Origin of the sequence: Actinocatenispora sera, assembly GCF_018324685.1 — a bacterium.
Classification (GTDB): domain Bacteria; phylum Actinomycetota; class Actinomycetes; order Mycobacteriales; family Micromonosporaceae; genus Actinocatenispora; species Actinocatenispora sera.
In genome coordinates this window covers 243,872-268,937 of sequence record NZ_AP023354.1, presented here as the reverse complement: position 1 = coordinate 268,937, position 25,066 = coordinate 243,872, and the positions used below count along the sequence as shown (strand labels likewise).

At 73.4% G+C, this 25,066-nt stretch carries 20 protein-coding genes; 4 read left to right on the top strand and 16 right to left on the bottom strand.

Annotation, left to right across the window (positions count from 1 at the left end; all coding sequences use genetic code 11):
* Positions 1 to 10 precede the first annotated feature (10 nt).
* Together Asera_RS01180 and Asera_RS01175 are read right to left on the bottom strand one after the other, a co-directional pair.
* Positions 11 to 907 (bottom strand): glycosyltransferase family 2 protein, encoded by an 897-nt coding sequence (locus Asera_RS01180; RefSeq protein ID WP_035295575.1) that lies wholly within the window; start codon positions 905 to 907, stop codon positions 11 to 13.
* An 83-nt stretch (positions 908 to 990) separates the two neighbouring features.
* Complete coding sequence (locus Asera_RS01175) at positions 991 to 1,953, bottom strand: sulfotransferase family protein (RefSeq protein WP_030444817.1); 963 nt, start codon at positions 1,951 to 1,953, stop codon at positions 991 to 993.
* A 156-nt stretch (positions 1,954 to 2,109) separates the two neighbouring features.
* On the opposite strand from Asera_RS01175, the gene Asera_RS01170 reads away from it, so the two are divergent.
* A complete protein-coding gene (locus tag Asera_RS01170) occupies positions 2,110 to 2,934 on the top strand; it encodes a WecB/TagA/CpsF family glycosyltransferase (protein WP_084130974.1) in 825 nt (274 codons plus the stop codon).
* Positions 2,935 to 3,079: 145 nt separating this feature from the next.
* Here Asera_RS01170 and Asera_RS01165 read toward each other — a convergent pair whose 3' ends face one another.
* Entirely contained in the window at positions 3,080 to 4,474 is a 1,395-nt protein-coding gene (locus tag Asera_RS01165) for a glycoside hydrolase family 16 protein (RefSeq protein WP_030444819.1), read from the bottom strand.
* Between the two features lie 209 nt (positions 4,475 to 4,683).
* Entirely contained in the window at positions 4,684 to 5,553 is an 870-nt protein-coding gene (locus Asera_RS01160; RefSeq protein WP_030444820.1) for an SDR family NAD(P)-dependent oxidoreductase, read from the bottom strand.
* 111 nt (positions 5,554 to 5,664) lie between these two features.
* Between Asera_RS01160 and Asera_RS01155 the strand changes: the two genes are divergently transcribed.
* Positions 5,665 to 6,228, top strand: coding sequence for a TetR/AcrR family transcriptional regulator (locus Asera_RS01155; RefSeq protein ID WP_030444821.1), 564 nt, complete (start codon positions 5,665 to 5,667; stop codon positions 6,226 to 6,228).
* Positions 6,229 to 6,455: 227 nt separating this feature from the next.
* Here the strand turns inward: Asera_RS01155 and Asera_RS01150 are convergent, their stop codons facing one another.
* From Asera_RS01150 to Asera_RS01120, 7 genes are all read right to left on the bottom strand, one after another.
* Entirely contained in the window at positions 6,456 to 7,250 is a 795-nt protein-coding gene (locus Asera_RS01150; protein ID WP_030444822.1) for an SGNH/GDSL hydrolase family protein, read from the bottom strand.
* Between the two features lie 216 nt (positions 7,251 to 7,466).
* A complete protein-coding gene (locus tag Asera_RS01145; protein ID WP_030444823.1) occupies positions 7,467 to 8,201 on the bottom strand; it encodes a methyltransferase domain-containing protein in 735 nt (244 codons plus the stop codon).
* Positions 8,191 to 9,753 carry a lipopolysaccharide biosynthesis protein gene (locus Asera_RS01140; protein ID WP_157034648.1) on the bottom strand — a complete coding sequence of 521 codons (1,563 nt, stop codon included), beginning with the start codon at positions 9,751 to 9,753 and terminating at the stop codon, positions 8,191 to 8,193. The genes Asera_RS01145 and Asera_RS01140 overlap by 11 nt, the downstream gene beginning before the upstream one ends.
* Before the next feature lies 1 nt (position 9,754).
* On the bottom strand, positions 9,755 to 10,627 hold the full coding sequence (locus Asera_RS01135; protein ID WP_030444825.1) for a sulfotransferase domain-containing protein: 873 nt from the start codon (positions 10,625 to 10,627) through the stop codon (positions 9,755 to 9,757).
* Position 10,628: 1 nt separating this feature from the next.
* Positions 10,629 to 11,885: a hypothetical protein gene (locus tag Asera_RS01130; protein WP_051801821.1), complete on the bottom strand. Its 1,257-nt coding sequence runs from the start codon at positions 11,883 to 11,885 to the stop codon at positions 10,629 to 10,631.
* Positions 11,882 to 13,342, bottom strand: a complete 1,461-nt coding sequence (locus tag Asera_RS01125; protein ID WP_051801823.1) for a hypothetical protein — start codon at positions 13,340 to 13,342, stop codon at positions 11,882 to 11,884. The genes Asera_RS01130 and Asera_RS01125 overlap by 4 nt, the downstream gene beginning before the upstream one ends.
* Positions 13,343 to 13,347: 5 nt before the next feature.
* Complete coding sequence (locus tag Asera_RS01120) at positions 13,348 to 14,874, bottom strand: Wzz/FepE/Etk N-terminal domain-containing protein (protein WP_051801824.1); 1,527 nt, start codon at positions 14,872 to 14,874, stop codon at positions 13,348 to 13,350.
* Positions 14,875 to 15,335: 461 nt separating this feature from the next.
* Between Asera_RS01120 and Asera_RS01115 the strand changes: the two genes are divergently transcribed.
* Positions 15,336 to 16,562, top strand: coding sequence for a glycoside hydrolase family 26 protein (locus Asera_RS01115; protein ID WP_212804479.1), 1,227 nt, complete (start codon positions 15,336 to 15,338; stop codon positions 16,560 to 16,562).
* A 36-nt stretch (positions 16,563 to 16,598) separates the two neighbouring features.
* Here the strand turns inward: Asera_RS01115 and Asera_RS01110 are convergent, their stop codons facing one another.
* The 5 genes from Asera_RS01110 to wrbA all read right to left on the bottom strand — a co-directional run bounded on the left by Asera_RS01110 (position 16,599) and on the right by wrbA (position 24,399).
* A complete protein-coding gene (locus tag Asera_RS01110) occupies positions 16,599 to 17,525 on the bottom strand; it encodes a sulfite exporter TauE/SafE family protein (protein ID WP_157034649.1) in 927 nt (308 codons plus the stop codon).
* Entirely contained in the window at positions 17,522 to 19,033 is a 1,512-nt protein-coding gene (gene cysC / locus Asera_RS01105; RefSeq protein ID WP_030444831.1) for an adenylyl-sulfate kinase, read from the bottom strand. The genes Asera_RS01110 and cysC overlap by 4 nt, the downstream gene beginning before the upstream one ends.
* A 297-nt stretch (positions 19,034 to 19,330) precedes the next feature.
* Entirely contained in the window at positions 19,331 to 22,075 is a 2,745-nt protein-coding gene (gene ppc, locus Asera_RS01100) for a phosphoenolpyruvate carboxylase (protein ID WP_030444832.1), read from the bottom strand.
* Positions 22,076 to 22,309: 234 nt separating this feature from the next.
* Positions 22,310 to 23,734 carry an MFS transporter gene (locus Asera_RS01095; RefSeq protein WP_030444833.1) on the bottom strand — a complete coding sequence of 475 codons (1,425 nt, stop codon included), beginning with the start codon at positions 23,732 to 23,734 and terminating at the stop codon, positions 22,310 to 22,312.
* 23 nt (positions 23,735 to 23,757) lie between these two features.
* Positions 23,758 to 24,399: an NAD(P)H:quinone oxidoreductase gene (gene wrbA, locus Asera_RS01090; RefSeq protein WP_030444834.1), complete on the bottom strand. Its 642-nt coding sequence runs from the start codon at positions 24,397 to 24,399 to the stop codon at positions 23,758 to 23,760.
* A 77-nt stretch (positions 24,400 to 24,476) separates the two neighbouring features.
* Here wrbA and Asera_RS01085 point away from each other — a divergent pair, with 77 nt between their 5' ends.
* Positions 24,477 to 24,926: a MarR family winged helix-turn-helix transcriptional regulator gene (locus Asera_RS01085; RefSeq protein WP_030444835.1), complete on the top strand. Its 450-nt coding sequence runs from the start codon at positions 24,477 to 24,479 to the stop codon at positions 24,924 to 24,926.
* Positions 24,927 to 25,066: the final 140 nt, after the last annotated feature.

Genomic DNA, 25,066 nt, shown 5'->3' with positions numbered 1-25,066 from the left:
CGGTGGCGGGTCAGATGCCCCGGCCGCGGCGGTGCAGGGTGGACAGGACCGACTCGACCCGCACCAGGCGGGCCGCGGCGGCCAGCGCGATCGCGGCGCGCGGCTCGCGGGGGTTGCGGCGCAGCGACCGGCCCGCGTACCGCACCGCCGCGCGCCGTTCGCCGGCCGCGGCGTGCCAGCAGGCGAGCTGCCCGTAGAGCCGGGCGGCGCCGGGGCGGCAGGCGGACAGCTCGGGATGCCGGTCCAGCATCCAGTGCAGCGAGTCGATCTTCGTCCGGTACTGGTGGGTGAAGAACGAGCCGCCCCAGCGCACCCGGGTCAGCGGCCGGTCGACGTGCACGATCGGACGCCGCCGGGCGGCCCGCAGCAGCAGATCGTAGTCCTCGTTCTGGCTGCCGGGGGCGTCCTCGGCGACCAGCCCGAGCCGGTCGGTGGCGAACGCGTCGGCGCGGATCAGGAACGTCGACGCGTGCAGCATCGACATCCGGGACCTGGTCAGGTCGGCCAGGTCGACCACGTCGGTGCCGGCGAGCCGGGGCCGCACTGCCCCGTCGTACTCGACCTCGATGCCGCAGGTGGCGAACTCGGCGCCGGGATGGGCGGCGAGCGCGGCGACCTGCGCCGCGAGCTTGCCCGGCCGCCACGTGTCGTCGTCGTCGCAGAACGCGACCAGCGGTACGTCCATCGTGGACAGTGCGGCGATGCCGGTGTTGCGGGCCCCGGCCAGCCCGGCGGTACGGTCGTTGCGCAGCACCGTGACCCGGTCGCCGGCGAGATCCGCGTCCGGCTCGGCCCGGTCGAACACCACGACCACCCGCACCGCACCGCGGTAGCGCTGCTCGAGCACCGACGCGATGGCCTCGCGCACCTGCACCGGCCGGTCGTGCGTGGCGATCACCACCCCCACCGCGGGGGGCTCCTGATCCCCGCCCGCTGCCTGCGGCCCGGGAAGCTCAGAGTGCTCCACTATGGACCGTCCGATGTGGTCGGTCATCGCTCCGCTCCGGCGGGAGCAGGACGGCGGTCGGTGCCCAGCGGGTAGCCGTACGCGCCGAGCAGCGGTGCGGTGAGCGCACCGACCAGCCGCCGGCTCGGTGCCGGCAGCTCGGCCCGCCAGGCGTCGTCGCAGCGCAGTTCGATGTCGCCGGTGAGGAACCGCATCGGGTTGCCGGCGGCGCTGTGGCAGCGGCCGAGCCGGGCGCCGCGTTCGGTCAGGAACTCCGGCGGGCGCGGCTGGGGCGGTAGGTCGGCGAACCGGCGGATCTCCTCCACCGCGGCGGCGGGTGCCGCGACGAACTGCTCGTACCGCACCCGGTGCACCGGTGTGCCGAGCCGTTCCAGTACGCCGAACGCCGCGTTGTGCGCGTTCCACAGCAACGCCGAGCGGGCCGGCGGGTAGCGCGTCATCTCGGCGTTGCCGTCCGCCTCCGGCCGCAGCCGGGTCCGGGTCCAGGAGTACGCGACGCCGCGCGGGTCGCGCACCACGTGCACCACGCGCAGATCGACGTCGCGCTGCCAGCGCAGGCAGAACGCGAGCGACGCGTGCTTGGACGAGTCGACCACCACGGACGCGCCCGCGATCGTCGCCGCGGCGCGGTAGATCCGCAGGTACGCCTCGGTGTACTCGGCGACCAGCCGGGCCCGCACGGTGCGCAGCCGGGGCGCGGCGAGTTCCGGCAGGTACCGGGTGCGTTCGATCGCGTCGCGCAGCCCGATCACCCGCAGCGCCAGGTCGGCGTTCCAACCACCGAACGCCTCGGTACCGACCTCGCGCCAGAACGCGCAGCGGGAGAACCGTTCGCCGCAGCCGCACCGCTCGTCGTCGAGCACGTCGCGGCGCCACAGGTGGACGACCTCGCCGAGGCCGCACACGCCGGGCAACTCGCCGAGGATTCGCTCGATCAGCGTGGTGCCGCTGCGGCCGAGCCCGCCCAGGAACAGCACACGTACCACGGATGCCTCGCTTCCCGCGCTCGGTGTACGGCCGTGGGGCACCGGATCGGCAGACCCGGGTACAGCGCCCCCGGGTACAACGACGGTTCGCGAATATGGTCACCATCGGTATGTGCTTGGGAACGATGTGTAGTCTCTCGGCTAGGGTCTCGGCTCATGCCCGTCCCCGTCACCGATCGCGTCGTGCTCGCCGACGTCGCGTTCCACCCGTACACCGAGGCCGAACTGGTCGCCGCCGTCGCCGCCGACTCCGCCGCCGGGCGGGGCGGCACGATCGTCACCCCCAACGTCGACATCCTGCGGCTGACCAGGCGCGACAGCGAGGCGCGCGGGCACGTGACGGCGGCCAGTTACGTGGTCGCGGACGGTACCCCGCTGGTCTGGGCGAGCCGGCTGGCCGGCGCGGCGCTGCCGGAACGGGTGGCCGGCTCGAACCTGATCTGGTCGCTGTCCGCCGCCCTCGCCGCCCGGACCGGCTCGGTGTACCTGCTGGGCGGCCCGCCGGGCGTCGCCGACCGGGCCGGCACGGTGCTCGCGCAGCGGTACCCGGGGCTGGTGGTGGCCGGGGCGGCATCCCCGTCGTACGGGTTCTTCGACGATCCGGCCGAGCTCGACGCGGTGTGCGCCGCGGTCGTCGCCGCCCGGCCGGATCTGGTGTTCGTCGGACTCGGCTTCCCCAAGCAGGAACGGCTGATCGCCCGGCTGGTACCGGACCTGCCGCGCTGCTGGTTCGTCGGCTGCGGCGCCGCGATCGGCTTCGTCGCCGGCGAGCAGCGCCGGGCGCCGGCGTGGATGCAACGTACCGGGCTGGAATGGCTGCACCGGTTGGCATCCGAGCCGACCCGGCTGGCCCGGCGGTACCTGGTGCACGATCTGCCGTTCGCGGCCGGGCTGCTGCTGGCCGCCGCCGCGCACCGGGTGCCGTGGGCCGGCACAACCCTACCGGCGCCTGATGCCACCCCCGCCGACCCCCGAACCTGACCTGCCCGCGGTACTCGCAGCGCTGAATGCCGATCGACGTCGACGGTGATCCGGCCGGCTCGGCGGGCCGGTCGGCAACCGAAGGCGAGCCGGTCGGTGTCCGAAAGCGAGCCGGTCGGGGTTCGCCGGGGTGCGGTCGGGTCGGTCAGTGGCCGAAGGTGAACCAGTTGAGGTTCACGAAGTCGGCCGGCTGGCCGCTGCTGAACGTCAGGAAGACCGTGTGCGTGCCGGTCACCCCGCTGATGTTCGCCGGGATCGTCTGCCAGCTCTGCCAGCCGCCGGTGTTGCCGACCGCGAAGCTGCCGATCGGCGCGGCCGACCGGGAGTCCAGCCGTACCTGCACGAGCCCGCTGATGCCGGCACCGGCACCGGACGCGACCCGGGCCCGGAACTGGGTGGCCGCGCTGGATCCGAAGTCGACCCCGTCGTACTCGGCCCAGTCGCCGTTGGCGATCCACCCGACATCCTGCCCGCCGCCGGTGTCGGTGGTCGTCTCGGTGGTCACGCCGGACGCCGCCGAGTACCCCTCGGCCTGGATCGTCGAGTACGCGTCGGTACCGCCACCGGTGGGCGGCGGGGTCGAGGACGAGGTCGCGTAGGCGGCCACGTAGTCGACGCTCATCCCGGCGCCGGAGCTGGTCGACCCGATCGGCGTGCCGCAACCGCACACCCCGTTCGGGAAGCCGCCGCCCATCGCCACGTTCAGGATGACGAAGAACCCGTGGTCGACCGCCGCCTGCCAGGTGCTCGTGCCCACCTGGCTCTCGTTCACGGTGAAGAAGTTGGTCCCGTCCAGGTACCAGCGGATCTGCTCGGCCGAGGTGTTCCGCCGGTCGATGACCACCGAGTACGTGTGGTAGCCGGTCTGGCAGCCGGAACAGCCGCGCAGCCCGCTGCCCAGCCCGTTCGTCTCGTTGCACGGACCGCCCGGGTTCACGCCGCAGTGCAGCGTTCCGGCCTCCTCGCTGAGCGCGTTGACGTCCTCCATCACGTCGATCTCGCCGATGCTCGGCCAGTTCGTCGCGCCGACCGGCCGCGCCGCGGCACCGAGCATCCAGAACGCCGGCCAGTACCCGAGACCGTTCGCCGGGTTCGGCTGCTTGATCGAGGCGGTCACCTGCAGCTGGCCACCGGCCGGCGCGGCGAGGTCGGTACGTTGCGTCTCGATCCGGCCGGAGGTCCAGCTTCCGTTGCTGTTGACGGGCTTGATCACCAGGTGGCCGGAGCCGTCCTGGTAGACGTTGGTCGTGCTGTCGGTCATCGTCTCGACCTCGCCGGTGCCCCAGTTGCCGGCGCCGCCGGGATAGCCGGTACCGGTGTCGTAGAGCCAGTCGGACCGGTTCACCCCGGTGCCGGCGGCTCCGCCGAAGTCGTCGCTGAACACCGTGCTCCACCCGGTCGGCGGCGCGGGTACCGCGCGGGGGGCGGCGTCCCGCGACGGCGCGGCGTCGGACGGTACGGCAGTGCCGAGCGCGGCGAGGGCGAGTGCCGCCCCCGCGACGAGTGCCAGCCGGATTCGGTGCCTGATCGATCTGCTCACGGTGACCTCCGCGGTGCATCCGAGGCGAGCGCGGGCGGGTCGCCGAGGGGCACCGCCCGCAGGGGAACACGTCCGTACACATCGGGGTGAATGCGGACGGAAGCGCTTACGGAGGAGTACACCGCCGAACCGGGTTATCTGTCAAGTAACTTCACAGTTCCGCCTGCCGCTCCACGGCGACCGAGCGCCGCCGCGGTGGTGTGCAGGGATCAGGGCTGGGCGAGTGGATCGAGGTCGGCCGCGGTCGCGTCGGTGGCGGTGGTGGACTCGCTCAGTGCCTGCCACCGTTCGTCGGCGGCGAGCAGGGCGCGGCCGGCGGCGGTCGCGTACCGGAACGCGTCGGCGCCGGCGAGCAACCGCAGCGGCGGCTCGGGCAGCGCCACGACGTCGAGTACCAGCCGGGCCACCTTCGCCGGATCGCTGGCGGCGGTGGCCCCGCCGGCGCCGTGCATGGCCGCGGCCCGGCCGACGGTCTCCGCGTACTCGGGGCGGATGTCGGCGACCCGCATCGACGAGCCGGCCCAGTCGGTCCGCATGCCGCCGGGTTCGAGCACGGTGACCGCGATGCCGAGCGGGGCGACCTCGGCTGCCAGTACCGACGAGAAGCCGCCGACCGCCCACTTCGCGGTCTGGTACGCGCCGAGGCCGGGGGTGGCGAGCCGGCCACCGACCGACGAGATCTGGATGATGCGGCCGGCGCGTTGCTCGCGCATGACCGGCAGGGCCGCCTGGGTCAGCCGGACCACGCCGAACAGGTTGGTCTCGACCTGCGCGCGGAAGTCGGCCGCCTCGACGTCCTCGATCGATGCGAAGTTGGCGTAGCCGGCGTTGTTGACCAGCACGTCGAGCCGGCCGAACCGGTCGACGGCGGTACGCACCGCGGCGCGTGCGGCGTCGTCGTCGGTGACGTCCAGCGGCACGGCGACAATCCGGTCCGGGTACGCGGTGGTGAGGTCGTCGAGCGTCGACGTGCTGCGGGCACCGGCGACGACGCGGTGGCCGTCGGCCAGCGCGGTACGGACGATCTCGCGGCCCAGGCCGCGCGACGCGCCACTGACCAGGAAAACCAGGGACGACATGGAGCCCACTTCCCCTCGAGGAGATTCTAACTAACCAGTTGATTAGCTGGCTCCAGTGAAGCGCCTGCCGGGCGCGTCGTCAACTAAATGGTCAGTTGATAAGCTGCCGGTGTGACCAGAGACGCAGCGGCGACCCGGCAGCGACTGCTCGCCGCGGCGCGCGACGAGTTCGCCGCCCGGGGCATCGCCGGCAGCCGGGTGGACCGGATCGCCGACGCGGCCCGCAGCAACAAGGCGCAGATCTACCACTACTTCGGCAGCAAGGACGAGCTGTTCGACGCGGTCTTCGACGACATGTGCCGGCAGATCGTCGACGCCGTCCCGATCGACGCGACGGACTTGCCCGAATACGCCGGCCGACTGTTCGACTCCTACCGACGACGCCCCTGGGTGCAGCGCATCGCGAGCTGGTACCGGCTGGAACGGGCCGGCAGCGGCGACCTGGCGCAGGGCGTCCTGGCCAGCAACCGGGCCAAGATCGAGGCGGTGGCCGCGGCGCAGGCCGCCGGTACGGTGCCGACCCGGTTCGCGCCCGACGTGCTGCTCGGCCTCATCCTGCACCTGTCGGGTTTCTGGGACGCCAACGTGCCCGAGTTCGACGCGGTGGTGGAGGTCGACACCGTCGAGGCGCGGCGCAAGGTCGTCGTCGACGCGGTCGCCGCCCTGCTCGACTGATCGCCCCCGCCGAACGCCGGCCCGCCGGCGTCGCGGGTCACCGGCTTGGTTTGCCGGCAGTGTCCGGTCCGCGGGGCCGCGGGTCGCCGCCTTGGTCTGCAGGCAGTGTCCGGTCGGCCGGAGCCGCGCGGATCACACCTCGGTACGCGCGCGGCGGCGCGCGGCCCCGGCGCGCGCAAGCGGCCCGCCAGGGGGTCGGCGGGCCGCTTGCGTTCGTACGCGGTGGGTCAGGCGTTGCTGGTGAAGACCGGCAGGTAGCCGCTGGACTGGCCGGTCGCGGTCGGATGGTACGACTCGGTGATGTCGGCGAAGTTCAGCGCGTGCAGCCACTTGTCACCGCTGCACAGCTGGTGGCCGACGAAGATGTCGCGGACGTCGGCGAAGACGAAGCCGTGCCGCTGCGCCGCCGCCCTGATCGTGTCGTCGAGCAGGTTGATGCCCTCGTCGATCTTGGCGTGCGACTTGGCGCTGAGCCCGACGCAGAACGTACCGAGCTGGTAGAAGACCGGGTAGCTGAGCACCACGACGCGGGCGTTGGGCGCGTGCTGGTGGATGCCGTTGTACGTGGTGTCGAGCTTGCCGGGCAGGGTGCTCTGCACGGCGTCCTCGGCGCTCTGCACCGCGGCCACGCACGCGTCGGTGCCCTGCAGTGCGCAGGTGGTCATGATGTTGGAGAAGCCGATGTCGTTGCCGCCGATGGTGAGGCTGACCAGGGAGGTGCTGCTGTTCAGCGCGGACAGCTGGGACGAGTTGACGTCACTGGTGGTCGCGCCGGAGCAGGCGACCGAGCTGTACGAGCTGGGCGAGTGCGCCGCGGCCCACAGCGCCGAGTAGGCCTTCGTGCTGCGGTCGCACGAGCCGCTGGAGTCGATGTACGACCCGGCGCCGACACCGGACGAGTACGAGTCGCCGAGCGCGACGTAGTTGATGGTGGCGGCCTGCGCCGGGGCGGCGAATGCCAGGGTGGCGCCGGCAGCCGACAGCAGGCCGGCCAGCGCCGCGACGAGGCGGGATCTGCGCATGTTTACCTCCGGGTAGGGGATCCGGGTCGTGTCTCGTATCACAGCATTACCGGCAAGTAATCCGAAAGACCCCGAGACAAGAATTTTCTAAGTACTTGCCTTGATGACGGTAATTTCCGTCGCCACGCACGCCCGATCGGCGCGGGTGATCATGGCGTCGGATCGCGTGGCGATCGCTCACCGCGCGCCGGGCGGCATGATCAAGGAGCGCCGGGGTCAGGCGGTGCGGCGGGCCAGGTAGAGGACGTTGGTGGCGACGGCGGGCAGCCGGTGCGCCAGCCGGTCGTCCAGCAGCCGGGCGGGGCCGCGCAACGCCCGCCGCCGGTACCAGCCGCGGGAGGTCAGCGCGCACCCGCGCCGCCCGACCAGCCGGAACCCGTGCCGGGCCAGCAGGTCGGTGACCTCGGTGTCGGTCAGCTCGGCGAACCACGCCTCGCCGCGCCGGCGGCGGGCGCTCAGGTGCCGAAGCGACGGCGACCGGCCGTGGTTCTCCAGTACCAGCAGGCCGGACTCGGCGGTCGGCAGCGCGGCCGCGGCGAACGCGAGCGCGCGGTCGCGTACCGCCGGGGCGGCGTTGAGCAGCAGCCGGAACATCGTCACCAGCGCCGGGCCCGCGGTGGGAGCCGGCGCCGGTGCCGGGCCCTCGATCGCCACCCGGTGCAGCTCGGCGGTACTGCCGGCGTCCCGCGCGGCGCGCAGCATCGCCGGGGACACGTCGTACCCGTGCGCGGACGAGACCAGGTCGCCGAGCATCAGCAGTGCCCGGCCGGTACCGCAGGCGAAGTCGTGGTGCACCGGCGGCGCGGTGAACTCGCGGACGACCAGCTCGCGCATGAACGCGCGTTGCCGGGCGCTGATCGCCGCGGCGTAGCCGCCCTTCGCGTACACCACGTCGCGGTACCGGTCGACCACGGTGTCGTCGAGGAACAGGTTCGGGTAGTCAGTGCGCACGGGACAACCTTCCCAACAGGGCGGTAGGGGACAGGCGGAGCTGGTGCCGGCAGGCGAGGCAGCCGGCGGCGTAGGCGGGGACGGCGACGGCGAGTGCGGCGCCCAGACCGGCCGGGCCGGCGCCGAACAGCAGCCGGGCCGCGATCGCCGGCACGCCGACGCAACCGGCCGCGAGCAGGGCCGCCCGGATCGTCCCGGGCCCGAACGGGTGCAGCCGGAGGGCGGCGGAGATCTGGCCCAGCGGTACCAGGTTCTTCGCCAGCAGCGCGAGCGCCCAGCCGAGCGCCGCACCGAGGATGCCGAGCCGGGGGATCGCCACCAGATCCACGGCGAGGTTCACGCCGAACGCGAGTGCCACGTTGGCGAGGTTCCAGGTGGTACGGCCGCCCATGGTGAGCACCATGTCGACCATCCCGCAGGCGGCGGCGACGAGCATCGCGGCGCACAGCAGCGCCACCACGAGCGCGGCGGAGCCCTGCCGGTACCCGGCGCCGAACGCCCGCAGGTAGGTCGGCGCGAACACCGCGACGAGCAGGTACAGCGGCCAGGTCAGCGCGACCACCCAGCCGGTCGAGGTCTGGTACAGGCTGCGCACGGCCGCGGTGTCGCCGCGCGCCAGCAGCTCGGCCAGCCGGGGCTGCACCGCGGCGCCGATCGCCTGGTTCGCCAGCTGACCGACGACGATGAACCGGGTCGCCACCGTGTACACCGCGGCGGCCCGGAAGCCGAGCATCGCGGCGACCAGCAGCACATCCAGCCGCTGCAACCCGACCTGCGCGATCGAGGACAGCGCCCGCGGTGCGGTGAACTGCCACACCGCCCGGGTCAGGTTCGCCGGCAACCGGTGGTCGGCGACCTGCTCGCCGCTCGGCCGCGACCTGGCTCGACGATCCACAGTAGACAGGAACCAGGCGGCGACCAGCATGCTCACCGCGTACGGTGCGGCCCAGGTGGCGACGTCCGCGGTGAGGCTGCCGGCCAGCAGCACCACCAGCAGGCCGGCCAGCTGCAGGCTCGGCCGCAGCACCTTCTCGGTCAGCGCGGTCGGCCGCATCGTCCGGTAGCCGCGGGTCGCCGACAGCAGCGCGTCGGACAGCGCGGCGAGCGGCAGGAACAGCGCCAGCAACCGCAGCTGGCGGGCGAACTGCGGGGCGTGGGCGGCGTCCGCGCCGAACCAGCCGGTGGTCGCGAGCCGCGGCGCGGCGAGCATCAGCAGCCCGGCCATCGCCACCGAGGCGACCAGTACCGGCAGCAGCATCGAGCGCAGGCACCGGTGCAGCAGGTCGAACCGGCGCAGCGCGCGCAACCGGGCCAGCCAGTACACCAGGCCGGTGTCGGTGCCGAGCTTGGCGATCATCTGGGCCAGCAGGAACGCCGAGGTCGCCGCGAAGAACACGCCGGCCTGGGTGTGCCCGAGCCCGCGGGCGACGAGCATCGTGACGGCGAGCCCGGCGGTACCGGAGAACCCGGCGGCGACCAGGTTCAGCGCGCCGGACCGGGCGGTACCGCCCAGCACCGCGCCGTGTTCCGGGGTGGCCCGGGTGAGCGCCACCTCAGCGCTCCAGATAGGACGGCCGGTAGCCCAGCCAGTCGGCCAACCGCTCGTCGTAGGGCGCGAAGTGCGCCGCCAGCCGTCGCCGGATCCGGTCCGGCATCGGGCCCCGGGCTCGCGCGTTGTGCCGCTCGAACGGCGGGTGACCGAGGTCCGGCAGGCCGAGGAAGTCCAGTACCGAGTCGTAGACCGGGGCCGGATCGGTGAAGAACAGTTCCGAGTCGACCACGTGGATGCGGTCACGGCCGAACACCTTCTCCAGCCGTACCAGGTGATCGACGTACTGGCCGCGCTCGGTGTAGGCGTGGTGCTGGTGCGCGTGGCTGTGGTAGGCCGGGTCGTCGCGCAGCCGGGCGGCCTCGCCGGCCAGCCGGCCGGGTTCCCGGGCCAGCGCCAGCGCGAAGTCGCGTTCGGTCTCGAAGCCGCGCGCGACCTCGTGCGCGTGCTGCGAGTACGCCCGTTCGACCGGGTCGCGGATCAGCACGATCAGCTTGACGTCCGGGAGCGCGGCGGCGATCCGCTCCGCGGCCAGCGGGTGGTACATGTAGTAGGGGCTGGACTCGAACGTCTGCACCCGGGCGCCGATCCGCCGCTCGCGGCGGCCGGCGGTGCGGCACAGCGGGAAGTGCCCGCGATACCAGTCCGGCCCGCGCTGGTAGCCGACGTCGAAGTAGTGCACGCCCTTGTGCCACACCGCTTTCATCACGGCCGGGTGCGCCGACAGCGCCCGGTACAGCGAGGTGGTGCCGCAGCGCTGGCCACCCGCGATCAGGAACGAGGGCAGCATCCGGTGCGCCGCGGTGAGCCGCCCGAAGTTCACCGATCCGGTGTGCGCCAACCGCTTCACTCCGGTCGGCAGGGTCGATCCCAGCATCTCACCGACACCCTTCCACGTCCGGTACCGCGGCGACGGCGGCGACCAGTTCCGGCAGCAACCAACTACCCAGTACACCGAGTCGCGCGCCGGCTTCCGCCTGCCGGTCGGTGAGGTAGCGGGCGGCGAGGTCGATCAGGTACAGCAGGGTGGTGGTACGGGCCGATCCGCCCGGCACCCCGAAGCCGTACAGCAGCGGGCCGCACATGGTCAGCAGGTCGGCGACCGCGTCGCGCGGATCCCTGCCGTCCCGGACGATGGCCGCCTGCAGCCGGTAGTGCAGCGGGTCGAAGCCCACCGGTACCTCGGTGCCGAACCGTTCCCAGTCCCACACCAGCAGCCCCTCGGTGGTGCTGGTCATGTTCCACGGCGTCCAGTCGCCGTGCCAGCAACCGAAGTCGATGCGCTGCGCGCCGGTCCGGCCGACCAGATCGCGCGCCGCCGCCGCGAGGGTACGACCGTCCTCGACGACGGTGAGCCCGCCGAGCCGGGCCCGCAGCCGGGACCAGTACTCGGATTCGTCCAGCGGTTGCCGCCGGACGCCGGCCACCCCGCACACCTCGCGCATCGCCGCGGCCAGCGTCTCGTGCCGCAGCGGTACCCGCGGGGCGTCGATCGGCAGCGCCGACGCCGCGACCAGCTCGTTGCCGTGCCACTGCCCGGTACCGAGTACGGCCGGAATCCGCAGGTGCCGCAGCCCCGCCTGGGCGAGCGTGAGCATCGCCCGCGCCTCGGCCCGGACCAGGCCGTGGGTCAGCTCGTTCACCCCGATCTTGACGAACGCGATGGAGCGACCGGCGTCGTCGAGCAGCTGCAGTACCGGTTTCCGGTTGGCCCGGGCGGGTCCGATGTGGACGGACGGGGTGAGGCGGACGCCGAGCAGCCCGGCCAGGTACGACTCGATGTGGTCGGCGTCGTCCGGCGCCGACACCCGGATCCGGTCCCGCAACAGGATCGCGCTCGCGCCGGTACGCAGCGCGGCGGTCACCGCGGACCGCTTCATCCGCGAGGCCAGCGACTGCGGCTCGGAGTACCGCCGGACCGCGCCGACGGTTACCCGGGTACTGCCCAGTGGGGCGAGCAGCCGGGCCCGACGCAGGTCCGGCAACACCAGGAAGCTGCGCATCGGCTGCGGTGCCGATCTGGTGTGGGGCAACGCGATCCGGCACGGCTGCGGGTACAGCAGCGGCAGTACCTCGGTCAGGTAGGCGGTCCGTCTCGCCGCCGTGTCGGCGGTCAGTTCGGCCGGCGCGTTCATGCGGGCTCCTCGACTGGGTTCGTGATCCTGCGGCCCGACAGGGGGCGGGCCGCCGTGTTGCGCCACAGCAGCGCGTACGACAGGAAGGTGAAGGCGAGGGGCGTGACGAGAGCGTTGTAGTAGAACATCGAGGCGAGCGACACGACGATCGCGCCGCTGCCGGCCAGCCCGATCGGGCTGGCGTCGCGACGGTGCCGCCACAGGATCGCGCCGAAGAAGCCGAGATACAGCAGCGTGCCGAGCCCGCCGTGCAGGTACAGCACCTGCCACAGCTGGCCGTTGCCGCCGATGGTGTGGCCGCCGCAGCGCTGGCAGTCCGGGGTCCCGCCGACCGCGATCGACTGGTCGCTGCCCTGCGTGTTGCGCGTGGTGCCGAGGCCGATCAGGGGCGAGGCGGTGACTCCCTCGATCGCCTTCTCGGTCACGAACATCCGGACGTTGTTGCTCTTGCCGTTCTCCAACCGGCCCTGCACCACGTCGCCCAGCGGCGTGGCGAGCAGCAGTACGCCGAGCACCGCGGCACCGGCGATCCCGGCGCCGAGCGCGAGCAACCGGCCGCGCAGCGCGAGCCGTACGGTCAGGTAGCCGGCGAGCAGCGCCAGGTCGATCCACAGCCCGCGGTTGAGCGAGGTCACCACCGGCACGACCGCGAGTACCAGCACCGCGACCGCCGCGATCCGCCGCCTGGTCAGGAGACTCCGGGGCCCGGTCGGCACGCCGGCGGGCCGCCCGCGCACGGCGAGCGCCGCGACCACGAACCAGCCGATCAGCAACGCCAGGTTGTTGCCCCAGGTGTTCGTGTAGCCCCAGGGCGCGGCCGGCCGCGGGGCCGGGTAGCCGAGCACGTCCATCAGCTGCGCGGCGGCCGGGTGTACCAGCGAGGCCACGAAGTTGTTGTGCCGCAGGTGCTGTGGCAGCAGCAGCTCGACCGGCGAGGTGAACTGCAGGTGCCCGGCGAACGTCCCGAGCAGCCCGCCGGCAACGGTCAGCACGAACAGCCAGCCGAGCAGCGCCACCAGCCGCCGCTGCGGCAGCTCGCGCCGGCTCCGGCTCAGCGCGTACAGCAGCAGTACGGTCAGCGAGCCGTACTCGACCAACCGGAACGCGACGCCGGGTAGCCGGCCGACCGGATCGCCGGGGATCGTACCGACCGGGTCGATGCCCAGCGCGGCGATCCCGGCCAGGGTCGTGGCGAGGAACCCGAACCACAGCACCAGTTCCGGCGGCAGCCGGCGGGGCGGGCGGCGTACCAGCGCGACCGCCATCACCACCGCGACCAGGGGGAAGATCAGCACGCCGAGGCCGAGCGCCCACCAGATCGGGTACCCGCCGAGCAGCCAGGTGAGCGGCCAGGCCGCGGTGAGCCGGGGCAGCAGCGGGCGCAGTGGGCCGCGCCGCCGTACCGGCTCGTCCGTCCGAAGTAGACGGTGTGCGGTCGGCGTGCCTGCCGTCGACACCGGTGTTACGCCCGGGCCGAGGCGCCGACCGGCGCGCCCTCGGGCTCGTCCGCGGCGCCCTCGACCTCGTTCGCGGCGGGCGCCCGATGCGCGCCGGTCTCGGTGTCGATCCCGGTCGGCGCGGTCAGCACCGCGCCCAGCAGCGTGGTGCCGACCCGGTGCAGCTGCTCGGCGGCGTCGCGGACCGCGGCGTACCGGGCGGTGCGCCGCGGTACGGCGAGGATCGCGGCGTCGGCCAGCGCGGCGAGCGCCTGCGCCTCCGGCCCGTCGGCCGCGTCCGGGGTGGCCAGCAGCACCGTGGTCCGCTGGTCCCGCAGCCGGTCGAGCACCGCACCGACGGCGGGGATCGGCAACGCCCCGGTCGGGCTGCCCGCCGGCAGTACGGCGAGGCCCGGCTCGCCGTCCGCCGGATGCAGCGCGGTCGGCAGCCCGATGGTGCCGGCGAGCACGTCGGTCAGGCCGGGCCGGTCCGGTACGGGCGGGCAGCCGTCGCCGGCCGCGGCGATCAGTACCGTGTCCTGGCCGGCCCGGGCGAACGCCGCGGCGAGCCGGGCGGCCACCGCCGCGCCGGAGCCGCCGGCCCCGACCACGGCCAGTACCGCCGGGCCGCCGTCGCCGGCGCTCAGCTCGTTGCGCAGCCGGCCGAGGCAGCGGGCCGCGGCCGGTCCGGCGGGTACGTCGGACAGCACCGGCACCCCGGTACGGCGGGTCAGGTCGGCGGCGGTGGCCACCCGGCGGCCGAACCGCGCCGCGGCGAGCGCGGCGACGGCGCCGGCGAACAGCCCCACGAGCAGCCCGGCGGCGAGGTTGACCGGCACCGACGGGCTGGTCGGGCGGGTGGGCGCGGCGGCGTCGGTGATGATCCGCCCGGCCGAGGTGGCCCTGGTGGTGGCGTCGTTGATCCGGTTGCCGAGGGTGCCGAGCTGCCCGGTGAGGTTGCGCCGCTGGGCGTCCAGCAGCGCGTGCGTGGACGAGTTGGGTTCGGCGTTGGCGAGCTTGCCGGTGGTGCTGCGCAGTTCGGCGTTGACCCGGTTGGCCTGCTCGCGCAGCGCCCGTACGGTCGCGTTCGTGGCGGCCTGCGCGCTGTCCGCACGGTTGGCCAGGTACGCGGTGGCGAACGCGTGCGAGCCGGCCCGCGCGGCGGCCGGGTCGGTGGCCGAGTAGGCGATCTGCAGCACCGTGCTGTTCGGCGGTACCGACACGTCGACGGCCCCCGCCAGCTGTGCCGGCGGCGTCGTGACGTGCAGCAGGGTACGGGCCCGTGCCGCCACCGCGGTGGAGCGCACCAGCTGTGCCTCGGTGTCGAGGTTGATCGACTCCTTGGTACGCCCGCCGGCGGCGTTGGCGTCCTGCGCGCCGGTGGGCAGCACCAGCACCGCGGTGGTCGCCCGGTACCGGTGCGGGAGCAGGGTGGTGACCACGCCGGCGGCGATCAGCCCGAGCAGCGCCGCGCAGGCGAGGACCAGCCAGCCGCGCCGGAGCGCGGACAGGTGGTCGGCGAGGTCGCCGGGCGCGGGGGTGGTGACGTCCATCGAGCGGTGCCTTTCGCCGGGAGCACTTCGTCTCGCCGTGGCGCCTCTCGCGGTGAGTGGCCGGGTGATGACGATGAGGACACCACGGATAGCCTCACACCATAAGTGATCGGTCGGATACTTATTGTGGCGGGCTGGCTCGGTCTCGATCCCACTCGCAGGGCATCACTCAAAAGTAAGACAAAAGGTAAATGTCCGGTCGGCGGCTTCGCATCGCTGCTACCAGTGGAAACATCCACCGTCGGTGGGGAGGGAGGCCGAGGGATGCGACGCCGAAGGGCCACCGCACTGATCGTGGTGGCGGTCGGCGCGGTCCTCGCGATCGGCCTCGGGGTTACGGACTGCTCAGCCCGGTAGCGGGCAACGCGGTCCGGCCCGTCCCGGTCGCGAGCGAGCCGACACCCACCGACAGCGGCCCGTCGAACTGCACCGTCGGAGCGAAGCTCGTACCGACCTGCAACGTGCTGTGGGGCGCCGCCACCGGCGGCCACACCGGCAGCTCGCTGACCGCCTCGCTGCGCGAGTTCGAGCACCAGACCCGGCGCACCCAGGCCGTCTTCCACGCCTACCACCGGGGGCTCGGGACGCTGTTCCCGACCGCGGAGGAGATCGCCACCGCCAACGAGGCGGGCCACCCGCGGATCCCGTTCATCAACTGGAAGCCGGCCGTCGCGAGCTGGGCGGACATCGCCGCCGGCGATCCGAAGGTGGACGACTTCATCGACCGGCTCGCCACGTACGTCCACAAACGGTTCCCGGGGCCGTTCTTCCTCACCATCCACCACGAGCCGGAGAACGACGTCGATCCGGCTGAGGGCTCCGGCTACACGGCGGCCGACTACGCCGCGATGTACCGGCACGTCGTGCAGCGGCTGCGCGACCACGGCGCGACCAACGTGGTCACCGTGATGACCTACATGGGGTACGCGAAGTGGCCGGCGCAGCCGTGGTTCGACCAGCTGTACCCGGGCGACGACGTGGTCGACTGGATCGCGCTGGACGTCTACGCCTACAGCACGCCCGGCTACGGGTACGGCGACTTCGACGAGATGATCAACCGCGGCGGCGACGGTTCGTCCCCACCGCCGGCCAGCCCGTCACCGTCGGCGCCGCCGGCCAGTCCGTCGCCGCCGTCCGGCTCGCTGTCCCCGCCGTCCGGCTCCCCGTCCGCGTCCCCGTCGCCCACGTCCGGCGCACCGAGCCCGTCCGCGTCGCCGTCACCGGCCTCCCCGTCGCCGTCGAACGCGGCGCCGTCGCCGTCGGGTACCGCATCGTCCGGGCTGCCATCCGCGAGCCCGTTGCTGACCGGTGCGAAGCGGCGCGAGGGCTGGTCCGGGTTCTACAACTGGGCGGCCGCCCGCTTCCCGGACAAACCGCTGATGATCGGCGAGTGGGGTGTGTGGTCCGGTAGCGACGCCAAGCACAAGGCGTGGTTCTTCGACAACGTCGGTACCGAGATCGCCCGGTTCCCGCGGATCAAGGCGCTGATCTACTTCGAGACGCCGGACGACAACGGGCACGACTCGCGGGTGGACCATCCGGCGGATGCGCTGCCCGCCTACCGCAGGCTCGGCGCGTTGCCGATCTTCCAGGTCATCGTGCCGGCGGCGAGCCCGCCGGTGTTGCCCACCGTGCCACCGCGGCTGTCGAGCGACGGCTCGGTACGGCCGCTGAAGCCGCCGCGTTGACGCACCGAAGGAACTGTTCCGACCGAATTAGTGGGTTTATTGGGTACGGCCATCGGCACCGGTCGCCGGCGCGGTACGTGCGGCGAGCCGGGCCGCGAGCACCGGCCGCAGCAGCAGCCAGCCCGGCACGCACACCAGCAGGCCGCCGGCCACCGCGACCAGCAGCGCCAGGTTGCCCACCCCGAGCATCTTCAGCCCGCTCGCGAGCAACACCAGCCCGAGCGCCCGGCGGACCACCGACCCCGGCGCCCGCGACGACAGCTTCGCGCCGACGTACACCCCGGGCAACGCGCCGACCAGCAGGAACGCCGTGAGTGACAGCCGGAAGTCGCCGAACGCGAGGTGCGCCAGGGTGGCCGCAGCGACCAGCGGCACCGCCTGCACCAGGTCGGTACCGACCAAATCACGCGCGGACAGCATCGGGTACAGCACCAGCAGCGCGACGATGATCAGCGAGCCGGAACCGACCGAGGTCATCCCCACGATCAGCCCGCCGACCGCGCCCACCAGCACCGTCGGCACCGGCCGGGCGCGTACCGGCCGGGGCGGCTCGACGGGCGTGCCGCGGCCCCGGTCGCGGACGCCGACGAACGCCTTCGCGGCCAGTCCGGCCACCGCCAGCAGCAGCGCCGCGCCCAGTGCCAGCTGCACCACCTGCTGCATGCGTTCGCCGTCGCCGAACGACCTGGCCACCAGCACGCCGCCGAACGCGCACGGCACGCTGCCCACGCACAGCCACCCCACCAGCCGCTTGTCCACCGTGCCGCGGCGCAGGTGCACCAGCCCGCCGACCGGCTTCATCACCAGGCTCGCCATCAGGTCGCTGGACACCGCCGCGAGCGGCGGCACCCCGAAGAACAGCACCAGCAGCGGCGTCATCAACGCGCCGCCACCCATCCCGGTCAGCCCGACGACGACGCCGACCCCGAGGCCGGCGACGATCAGCAGCAGGTCGGTGGTCACAGCGGGTCCAGCCAGCCGCCGGAGACGAGGAAGTCGAGAACCTCCTCGACCGCTTCCTCGACGCTCAGCTTGCTCGTGTCGAGGGTCAGGTCGGCGTCGGTCGGCTCCTCGTACGGGTCGGTCACGCCGGTGAACGACGGGACCATGCCGGCACGGGCCTTCGCGTACAGCCCCTTGCGGTCGCGTTCCTCGCAGACCGCGAGCGGTGTCGCGACGTGCACCAGCACGAAGTCGGCGCCGACCGCGTGCACCATCTCGCGCACCTCGGCCCGGGTCCGGGCGTACGGGGCGATCGGCGCGCACAGGGCGATCCCGCCGTGCCGGGCCACCTCCGCGGCGACGAAGCCGATCCGGCGGATGTTGCGGTCCCGGTCCTCGGCCGAGAAGCCCAGCCCGGCGGACAGCATCCGGCGCACCACGTCGCCGTCCAGCGTCGTCGCGCGCCGCTCGCCGGACTCGGCCAGCGCGTCACCGACCCCGCGGGCCACGGTCGACTTGCCGGCCCCGGACAGCCCGGTGAACAGCAGCACCAGGCCGCGCTGGTGCCGCGGCGGCCGGGCCTTGCGCAACTCCCGGGCCACCGCCGGCGGGGTGTGCCACTCCGGCAGCGGCGAACCGCGGTCGAGCAGGTCGTTGATGTCGTCGACGGACATCGCGGTACGCCGCTGCCGCGGCGGCACGTCGTCCATCGGGCGCCACTGGCCGTCCCGGTTGTCGTACGCGAAGTCGCGCGGCACCACGACGCGGATGCCGCCGCCGACCGCGACACCGGTGGACAGCAGGTGGGTGGCGCCGTAGTTGCCCGCCACCCGGGCCCGCAGCAGCCCGTCGCGCACCTCGTCGCCGTGCGAGGCGAGCGGTACCGCCACGATCGTGGCCGGCGGGATCCGGTCGCTCGCGGCGAGGATCGAGCGCACCAGCACCTCCGGAGCCAGACCCTCCGGGGTCGGCCCGGCCACCGGTACGAAGATCAGCACGTGCGCGCCGATGGTGCGCGCGGCGTTGCCGATCTGCGCCAGCTGCGGGCGGTGCAGCGGGCGGGTGGCGATCACGCCGAGCACCCGGCCGTCCGGCAGCCCGGCGCGCACCTGGTCGGGGGTGCGGCGCAGCCGGCGGAACGCGCCGTGTTCGGGGGCGCCGACCCGGCGCACCGGCCCGCCGACCCGGAACCACCCGGCCCGGACCTCGGTGAGTTCCATCGCCTCGACGGCGGCGACCGGGGCGCCCTCCGGATCGGTCAGGATCAGCAGCCGGTGCACCGGCTGACCCGGATCGAGCCGCTCGGCCACCTCGACCGGGACGACCAGGGTGACCGGCACCGGCCACGGGGTGCCGTCGGCCAGGGTGCCGCGGCGGGCCACGCTCGCCGCGTCGGCACCGGCCAGGAACCCGGTGAGCGGCGCGTACGCCCCGGAGAGCAGGAGCTCGAGGTCGGCCAGCTCGGCGGGCCGCGGGGTGTGGGACGGCGCGTCGCGCAGCACCCCGTCGGGCAGGACCCAGTCGGTCATCGCACCCCCAATCGGCAGGTCTGCACAGTCTCGCAGCCCATCCTGAGTAACACCGACCGCCCCCGCCCAGCCACCCGTCCGGCACGTCGATCACGGCGCCCGCGGCGCCGATCACGCGCCCGCGGTGTTGATCAAGGGACCGCGGTGTTGATCAAGGGACCGTAGCGTTGATCAAGGGATCGGTACACCTCGTCCTGGGGCGACGGGGCGCATTCCCTTGATCAACTGCCCGGGTGGCAACTGCCCGGGTGGCAACTGCCCGGGTGGCAACTGCCCGGGCGGGGGCGGCCGGGTGGGTCAGCCGGTGTTGCGGAGGCCGGCGGCGATGCCGTTGACGGTGCTCAGCAGCGCCCGCTGGAGCGCCTCGTCGCCGGCGTCCGCCCCACCCGCCGCCGCGTACTTCGAGAGCAGCGAGACCTGCAGGTGGTGCAGCGGCTCCAGGTACGTGTCGCGCACCTCCAGGGTGCGCCGCAGTACCGGCTGGGCGTCGAGCAGGTGCGCCTCGCCGGTGATGGCGAGCACCTCGCGCACGGTCGAGGCGTACTCGGTCTCGATCTGGTCGGCGAAGTGCCGCAGCTCGTCCGGCACCAGCGCGTCGACGTAGCGCCGGGCGATGGACAGATCGGTCTTCGCGAGCATCATCTCCACGTTCGAGATGAACGTGCGGAAGAACTGCCATCGCTGGTACATCGCGCGCAGCGTGTCGGTCAACCCGGCCGCGTTGGCGGCGGCCAGGCCGCTGCCCACCCCGTACCAGCCGGGGACGATCTGGCGGGTCTGGGTCCAGCCGAAGACCCACGGGATCGCGCGCAGCCCGTCCAGGCCGGCGTCGGTGTTGGGTCGCTTCGACGGCCGGGAGCCGATGTTGAGCGAGCCGAGCAGCGCGGTGGGTGTGCAGGCCCAGAAGTAGTCGGGCAGCCGGGGGTGCTCCACCAGGTTGCGGTAGGCGCTCTCGGCGGCGCCGGCGACGGTGTCCATCACCGAGTCCCAGACCGCGAGTTCGGTGGCGGGCTGCCGCGGCTCGGTGTGCAGCAGCGTCGCCTGCAGCACCGCGGACACGGTCAGCTCCAGGTTCTCCCGGGCCAGCGCCGGCAGCGTGTACTTGTCGGAGATGACCTCGCCCTGCTCGGTGACCTTGATCGAGCCGTCCAGGGTGCCGTACGGCTGGGCCAGGATCGCCTCGTGCGTCGGGCCGCCACCGCGCCCGACCGTACCGCCGCGGCCGTGGAACAGCCGCAACGTGACGCCGTGCTTCGCGGCCGCGTCCCGCATCGCCCGCTGGGCCTGGTGGATCGACCACTGGCTGGACGCGATCCCGGCCTCCTTGTTGGAGTCCGAGTAGCCGAGCATGATCTCCTGCACGTCGCCGCGGGCGGCCACGATCTTGCGGTACGCCGGGATGCTGAGCCACGCGTCGAGCAGCTCGCCGGCGGGCTTGAGCTCGTGCACCGTCTCCAGCAGCGGCACGAAATCCAGCCGAGAGTGTCCACTGTGGACATTGACCAGGCCGTTCTCCCGGGCCAGCACCACCGCGGCCAGCAGGTCGTCGACGCCGTGCGTCATCGAGACGATGTAGCTCTCGATCACCTTCGGCCCGAACGTGTCCTGCATCTCGCGGATCGTCGCGAACACGTCGTAGGTGCGCCGCTCCGCCTCGTCCAGCGCCACGTCCGGAGTGGACAGTGGCCGCCTCCCGGCGAGCTCGGCCACCAGCAGCTCGGTACGGGCCGGCCGGTCCAGGCTCGCGTAGTCGACCTCACCGACCGCCCGGTACAGCTGCGCCAGCACGGCGTGGTGCTTCTCCGAATGCTCCCGTACGTCCATCGTCGCCAGCTGCAGGCCGAACGCCTGGGCCGCCCGGATCGCGTCGGCCACCCGGCCGTCGGCGATCAGCGCCCCGTCGTGCTCGGCCAGCGAGGTGCGGATCAGCTCCAGGTCCGCGACGTACTCCGCGGTACCCAGGTAGTCGCGACCCGGCTCGTGCGGCCGCCGGGCGGCCAGCCGGGCCCGGGTGTTCGCCAGCTTCTGCTTGATGCACCGCGCCTTCAGCCGGTACGGCTCCTCCGCGTTGACCCGGCGGAACCGGGCCGGCAGCTCCGGCAGCGCGGCCAGGTCGGCGTCCAGGCTGGCCGCCAGCGGCTCCGACAGGTGCGCGTGCCGCGCGGACAGCGACAGGTCGCTGACCAGCCCGTCCATCGCGTGCTCGGCCGCCCGGATGCCGTACTCGTGCTGCAACCGCAGCACGTTCGCGGTGACCTCGGGCGTCACGTACGGGTTGCCGTCCCGGTCGCCGCCGATCCAGGTACCGAACGTGAACGGCTGCGCCGTCACCGGCACCTCGGCGCCCAGGTCGGCCAGCGTGTCGTGCAGGTCGGCGAGCACCCGCGGCGCGGCGTTCGCGTACAGCTCGGTCAGGTAGTAGATCGCGTTGCGGGCCTCGTCGGTCGGCTCCGGCCGGGTCAGTCGCAGCTCGTCGGTCTGCCACAGCAGGTCGATCAGCTCCGCCAACCGCCGGTCGTACGCGGCCGTGTCCGCGCCGCCGCCGAGCGCCCGCTCGGCCGCCTCCGCGTCCAGCGTGTCGGCCAGCGCGCGCTGCTTGACCAGGATCGACCGGCGGGCCGCCTCGGTCGGGTGCGCGGTGAACACCGGCCGGATCGCGAGCCGCCGGACCGCCGCATCGATGTCGGCGGCCGAGGTGCCGGCCTTGCGGATCAGCTCCGCGGTCTCCCGCAGCCAGCCGCCGGTGACCGCGCGGGCCGCGCGCAGCTCGCGGGCCCGATGCACCTGCTCGGTCACGTTCGCCAGGTGGAAGTAGGTCGAGAACGCGCGACCCAACTTGGTACCGGTCGCCACGTCCAGCGCGGCGAGCCGCTGCGCCGCGGTGGCCGAGTCGGTGCGCACCAGGGCGCGAACCTCCTCGACCTCGGCGAGCAGCTCGCTGCCCTCCTGGCGAACCAGCGCCTCGCCGAGCAGCGTGCCCAGCCGCCGGATGTCCGCCCGCAACGCCGCGTCCGGCGCGTCGGTGTTCGACTGATCGGTCATGGAAGCTCCCTCCCGATGTCCAGGGTGCCTCCGACGACGCTGTCGGGAGATCGTTTGTCGCAGCGATCCTAACGAGCCCCGCCGACCTGCCCGCGACGGTGTGAGATCGTCCACTCACCGACCGGCCGTCCGGCAAGGGGGTACCTCGACCGTGCGGAGCGGTTCGCCCGCCCCGCACGGACGGTGACGGCCCCGTCAGAGGCCGCCCCCTGCGCGGACGGTGACGGGCCCCCGTCAGCGGCGTGCTCGTCGTGGCAGCAGGACGCTCAGTACCGCGATGCCCACCGCGAGTCCGGCCGCGGCGAGGAAGACCCGGTCGTAGCCGCCGGCGAGGGCGGCCGGGGAACCCGGGTGCCGGTCGGCGGCCGACACGGCGCTCGCGGCAGTGGCAAGTACGGCGAGGCCGATCGAGGAACCCACCTGGTTGGCCGTGGTGGCCACGCCGCCGGCCACGCCGGCGTCCCGCTCCGGCGCGTCCGCGGTCGCCACGGCCATCACGGTGGGAAACACCAGGCCGATCCCGACGGCGACGAGCAGGGTCGGCCCGAGCACGCCGGTGAGGTACCCGGTGCCGGCATCGGCCCGGGCGAGCCAGCCGAAGCCGACCAGGAGCAGCCCGGCGCCGGCCAGGATCGACCGCCGCGCGCCGATCCGCGGCAACAACCCGGACGTGGCCCGCGCGACCAGCAGGAACGCCACCGCGGCCGGTGTCTGGCCGAGCCCGGCCCGCAAGGCGCTGTAGCCCAGCACGTTCTGCAGCAACAGCGAGGTGAAGTACCACATCGCCATGACGACACCGCCGAACAACACCAGCATGCCGGTGCCCACCGCGGTCCCTCGTACGGCGAAGATCCGCAGCGGCAGCAGCGGCCGGCGGGCGATGCGCGCCTGGACGACGGTGAACACCACGAGCAGCACCAGTCCGGCGCCGCCCGGTCCGAGCACCCATGCCGACCGCCAGCCGTGGTCGGCGGCCCCCATCACCCCGTAGACCAGGGCGGCGAGCCCGGCGGTACCGGTGATCGCGCCGACGAGATCGAGCGAGGGCCGGCCGTGCGGGCGCACCGCGGGCAACGCCGTCGCCGCGACGGCGATCAGCAGTGCGCCGATCGGCACGTTGATCAGGAAGATCCATCGCCAGGACAGCCCGGTGGTGATCACCCCGCCGGCCAGGGCACCGGCCGTGCCGCCGATGCCACCGGCGGCCGACCAGGCGCCGAACGCCCTGGCCCGGCTGCCCGCCTCGGTGAAACCCGTGTTGATCACGGCGAGCGTGGCGGGCGCCAGCAGCGCAGCTCCCACGCCCTGCGCCCCGCGCGCCGCCACCAGTACGCCGGGGACCGGTGCCAGCCCGCCCACGAGGCTGGCCACGGAGAACAGCGCCAGCCCGGCGAGGAGGACCCGGCGCGGTCCGAAGACGTCGGCGGCGCGACCGCCGATCAGCATCAGACCGGCGAACGTGAGCAGGTACCCGTTCACCACCCAGGTGAGACCGGTCGGGGTGAAGCGCAGCTCCGTCCCGACCGAGGGCAGCGCGACGTTCACGATCGCCGAGTCGAGGATCACCATGAACTGGCAGGCACAGATCAGCGCGAGGACGAGCCGGGCGCCACCGGTGGTGCGGTCGGTCCTGGCCGGCCCGGTTCGGGTGCTTGTCATGATTTCCCTCCCGCGTCGGGCGCTCAGACGGTTTCGAGGGCCGGGTCGGCGGCGCGTCGCCCGGCCAGCAGTACGGCGGTGGTCCGGGCCAGCCGCCGACCCTGGTACCGGGCCGCGTCGAGCGTCGCGGGGTCCGGTGCGCCGCCGCCCCCGGCACTCGCCGCGAACGAGGTGCCGTACGGGTTTCCGCCCGCGGCGTACACGGCCGGGTCGGTGTAGCCGGGCGGGACGATCAGCCCGCCCCAGTGGTAGAAGACGTTGGCCAGCGAGAGGATGGTCGCCTCCGTGCCGCCGTGCGTGTTCCACGCCGAGGTGAAGGCGGTCATCGGTTTGTCGGCGAGCAGACCGTCCCGCCACAGCTCGGTGGTCTGGTCGATGAACTGCTTGAGTGGCGCGGCCGGGGTGCCGAACCGGGTCGGCGTGCCGAACGCCAGCGCGTCGGCCCACACCAGGTCGGCCGGCGACGCCTCGGGCGTCGCCGCGGTGGCGTCGACGTGCTCCCGCCACCGGGGGTCCCGGTCGATCTCGTGGTCCCGCGCCAGTTCGGCGACCGGCCGCAACCGGATCTCGGCGCCGGCCGCGGCCGCGCCGCCCGCGACCGCCTCGGCGAGTGCGTGGACCGCGCCCGTGGCGCTGTAGTAGATGACGGCGATCTTGACAGTCATGCCCGTCCCCAGGGTCGTGTAGAGTTAGTTATGCGGATAACATTATCCGCATAACTAACTGGCGCCAAGGGGTTTCCATGGACTTCGACCAGGCCGACGCGATCAACCAGGCCATCCGCCGGCTGAGCCTGCGCCACCGGGCCCGGGTGGGCGAGTTGCTGGCACCGCTCGGTCTGTACCCGGGCCAGGAGGCGCTGCTGCTGGAGCTGGCGCGGAGCGGGCCGATGATCCAGGCGGCGCTCGGCGCCGCGCTCGGCTGCGAGCCACCCAGCGTGACGCAGATGAGTCGCAAGCTGGAGGCGTCCGGCTACGTTCGCCGTCGACCCGCCCGGGGCGACAAGCGCGCCAGCGTCGTCGAACTCACCGACAGCGGTGCCGCCCTGGTCGAGCAGATCCGGCGGCTCTGGCGCGATCTCGCCGAGGAGACGGTGGCCGGCGTCGCCGAGACCAGCGTGACGCAGCTGCCCGCGTTGCTGAACACCCTGGCCGGCAACGTCCAACGCGCCGACCGACCAGCCGCACAGTGACCCCGCCGGCGCCGTGACAGCTGACCGGCGCCGCGGGGGCCCGGGTGCCGGGCGGTGTCCGGTGCCGTGCCAGCTGCCCGGCGTCGTGCGGGTGTCCGGTGCCGTGACAGATGGCCGGCGCCGGTGGGTGCTCGGCGCCG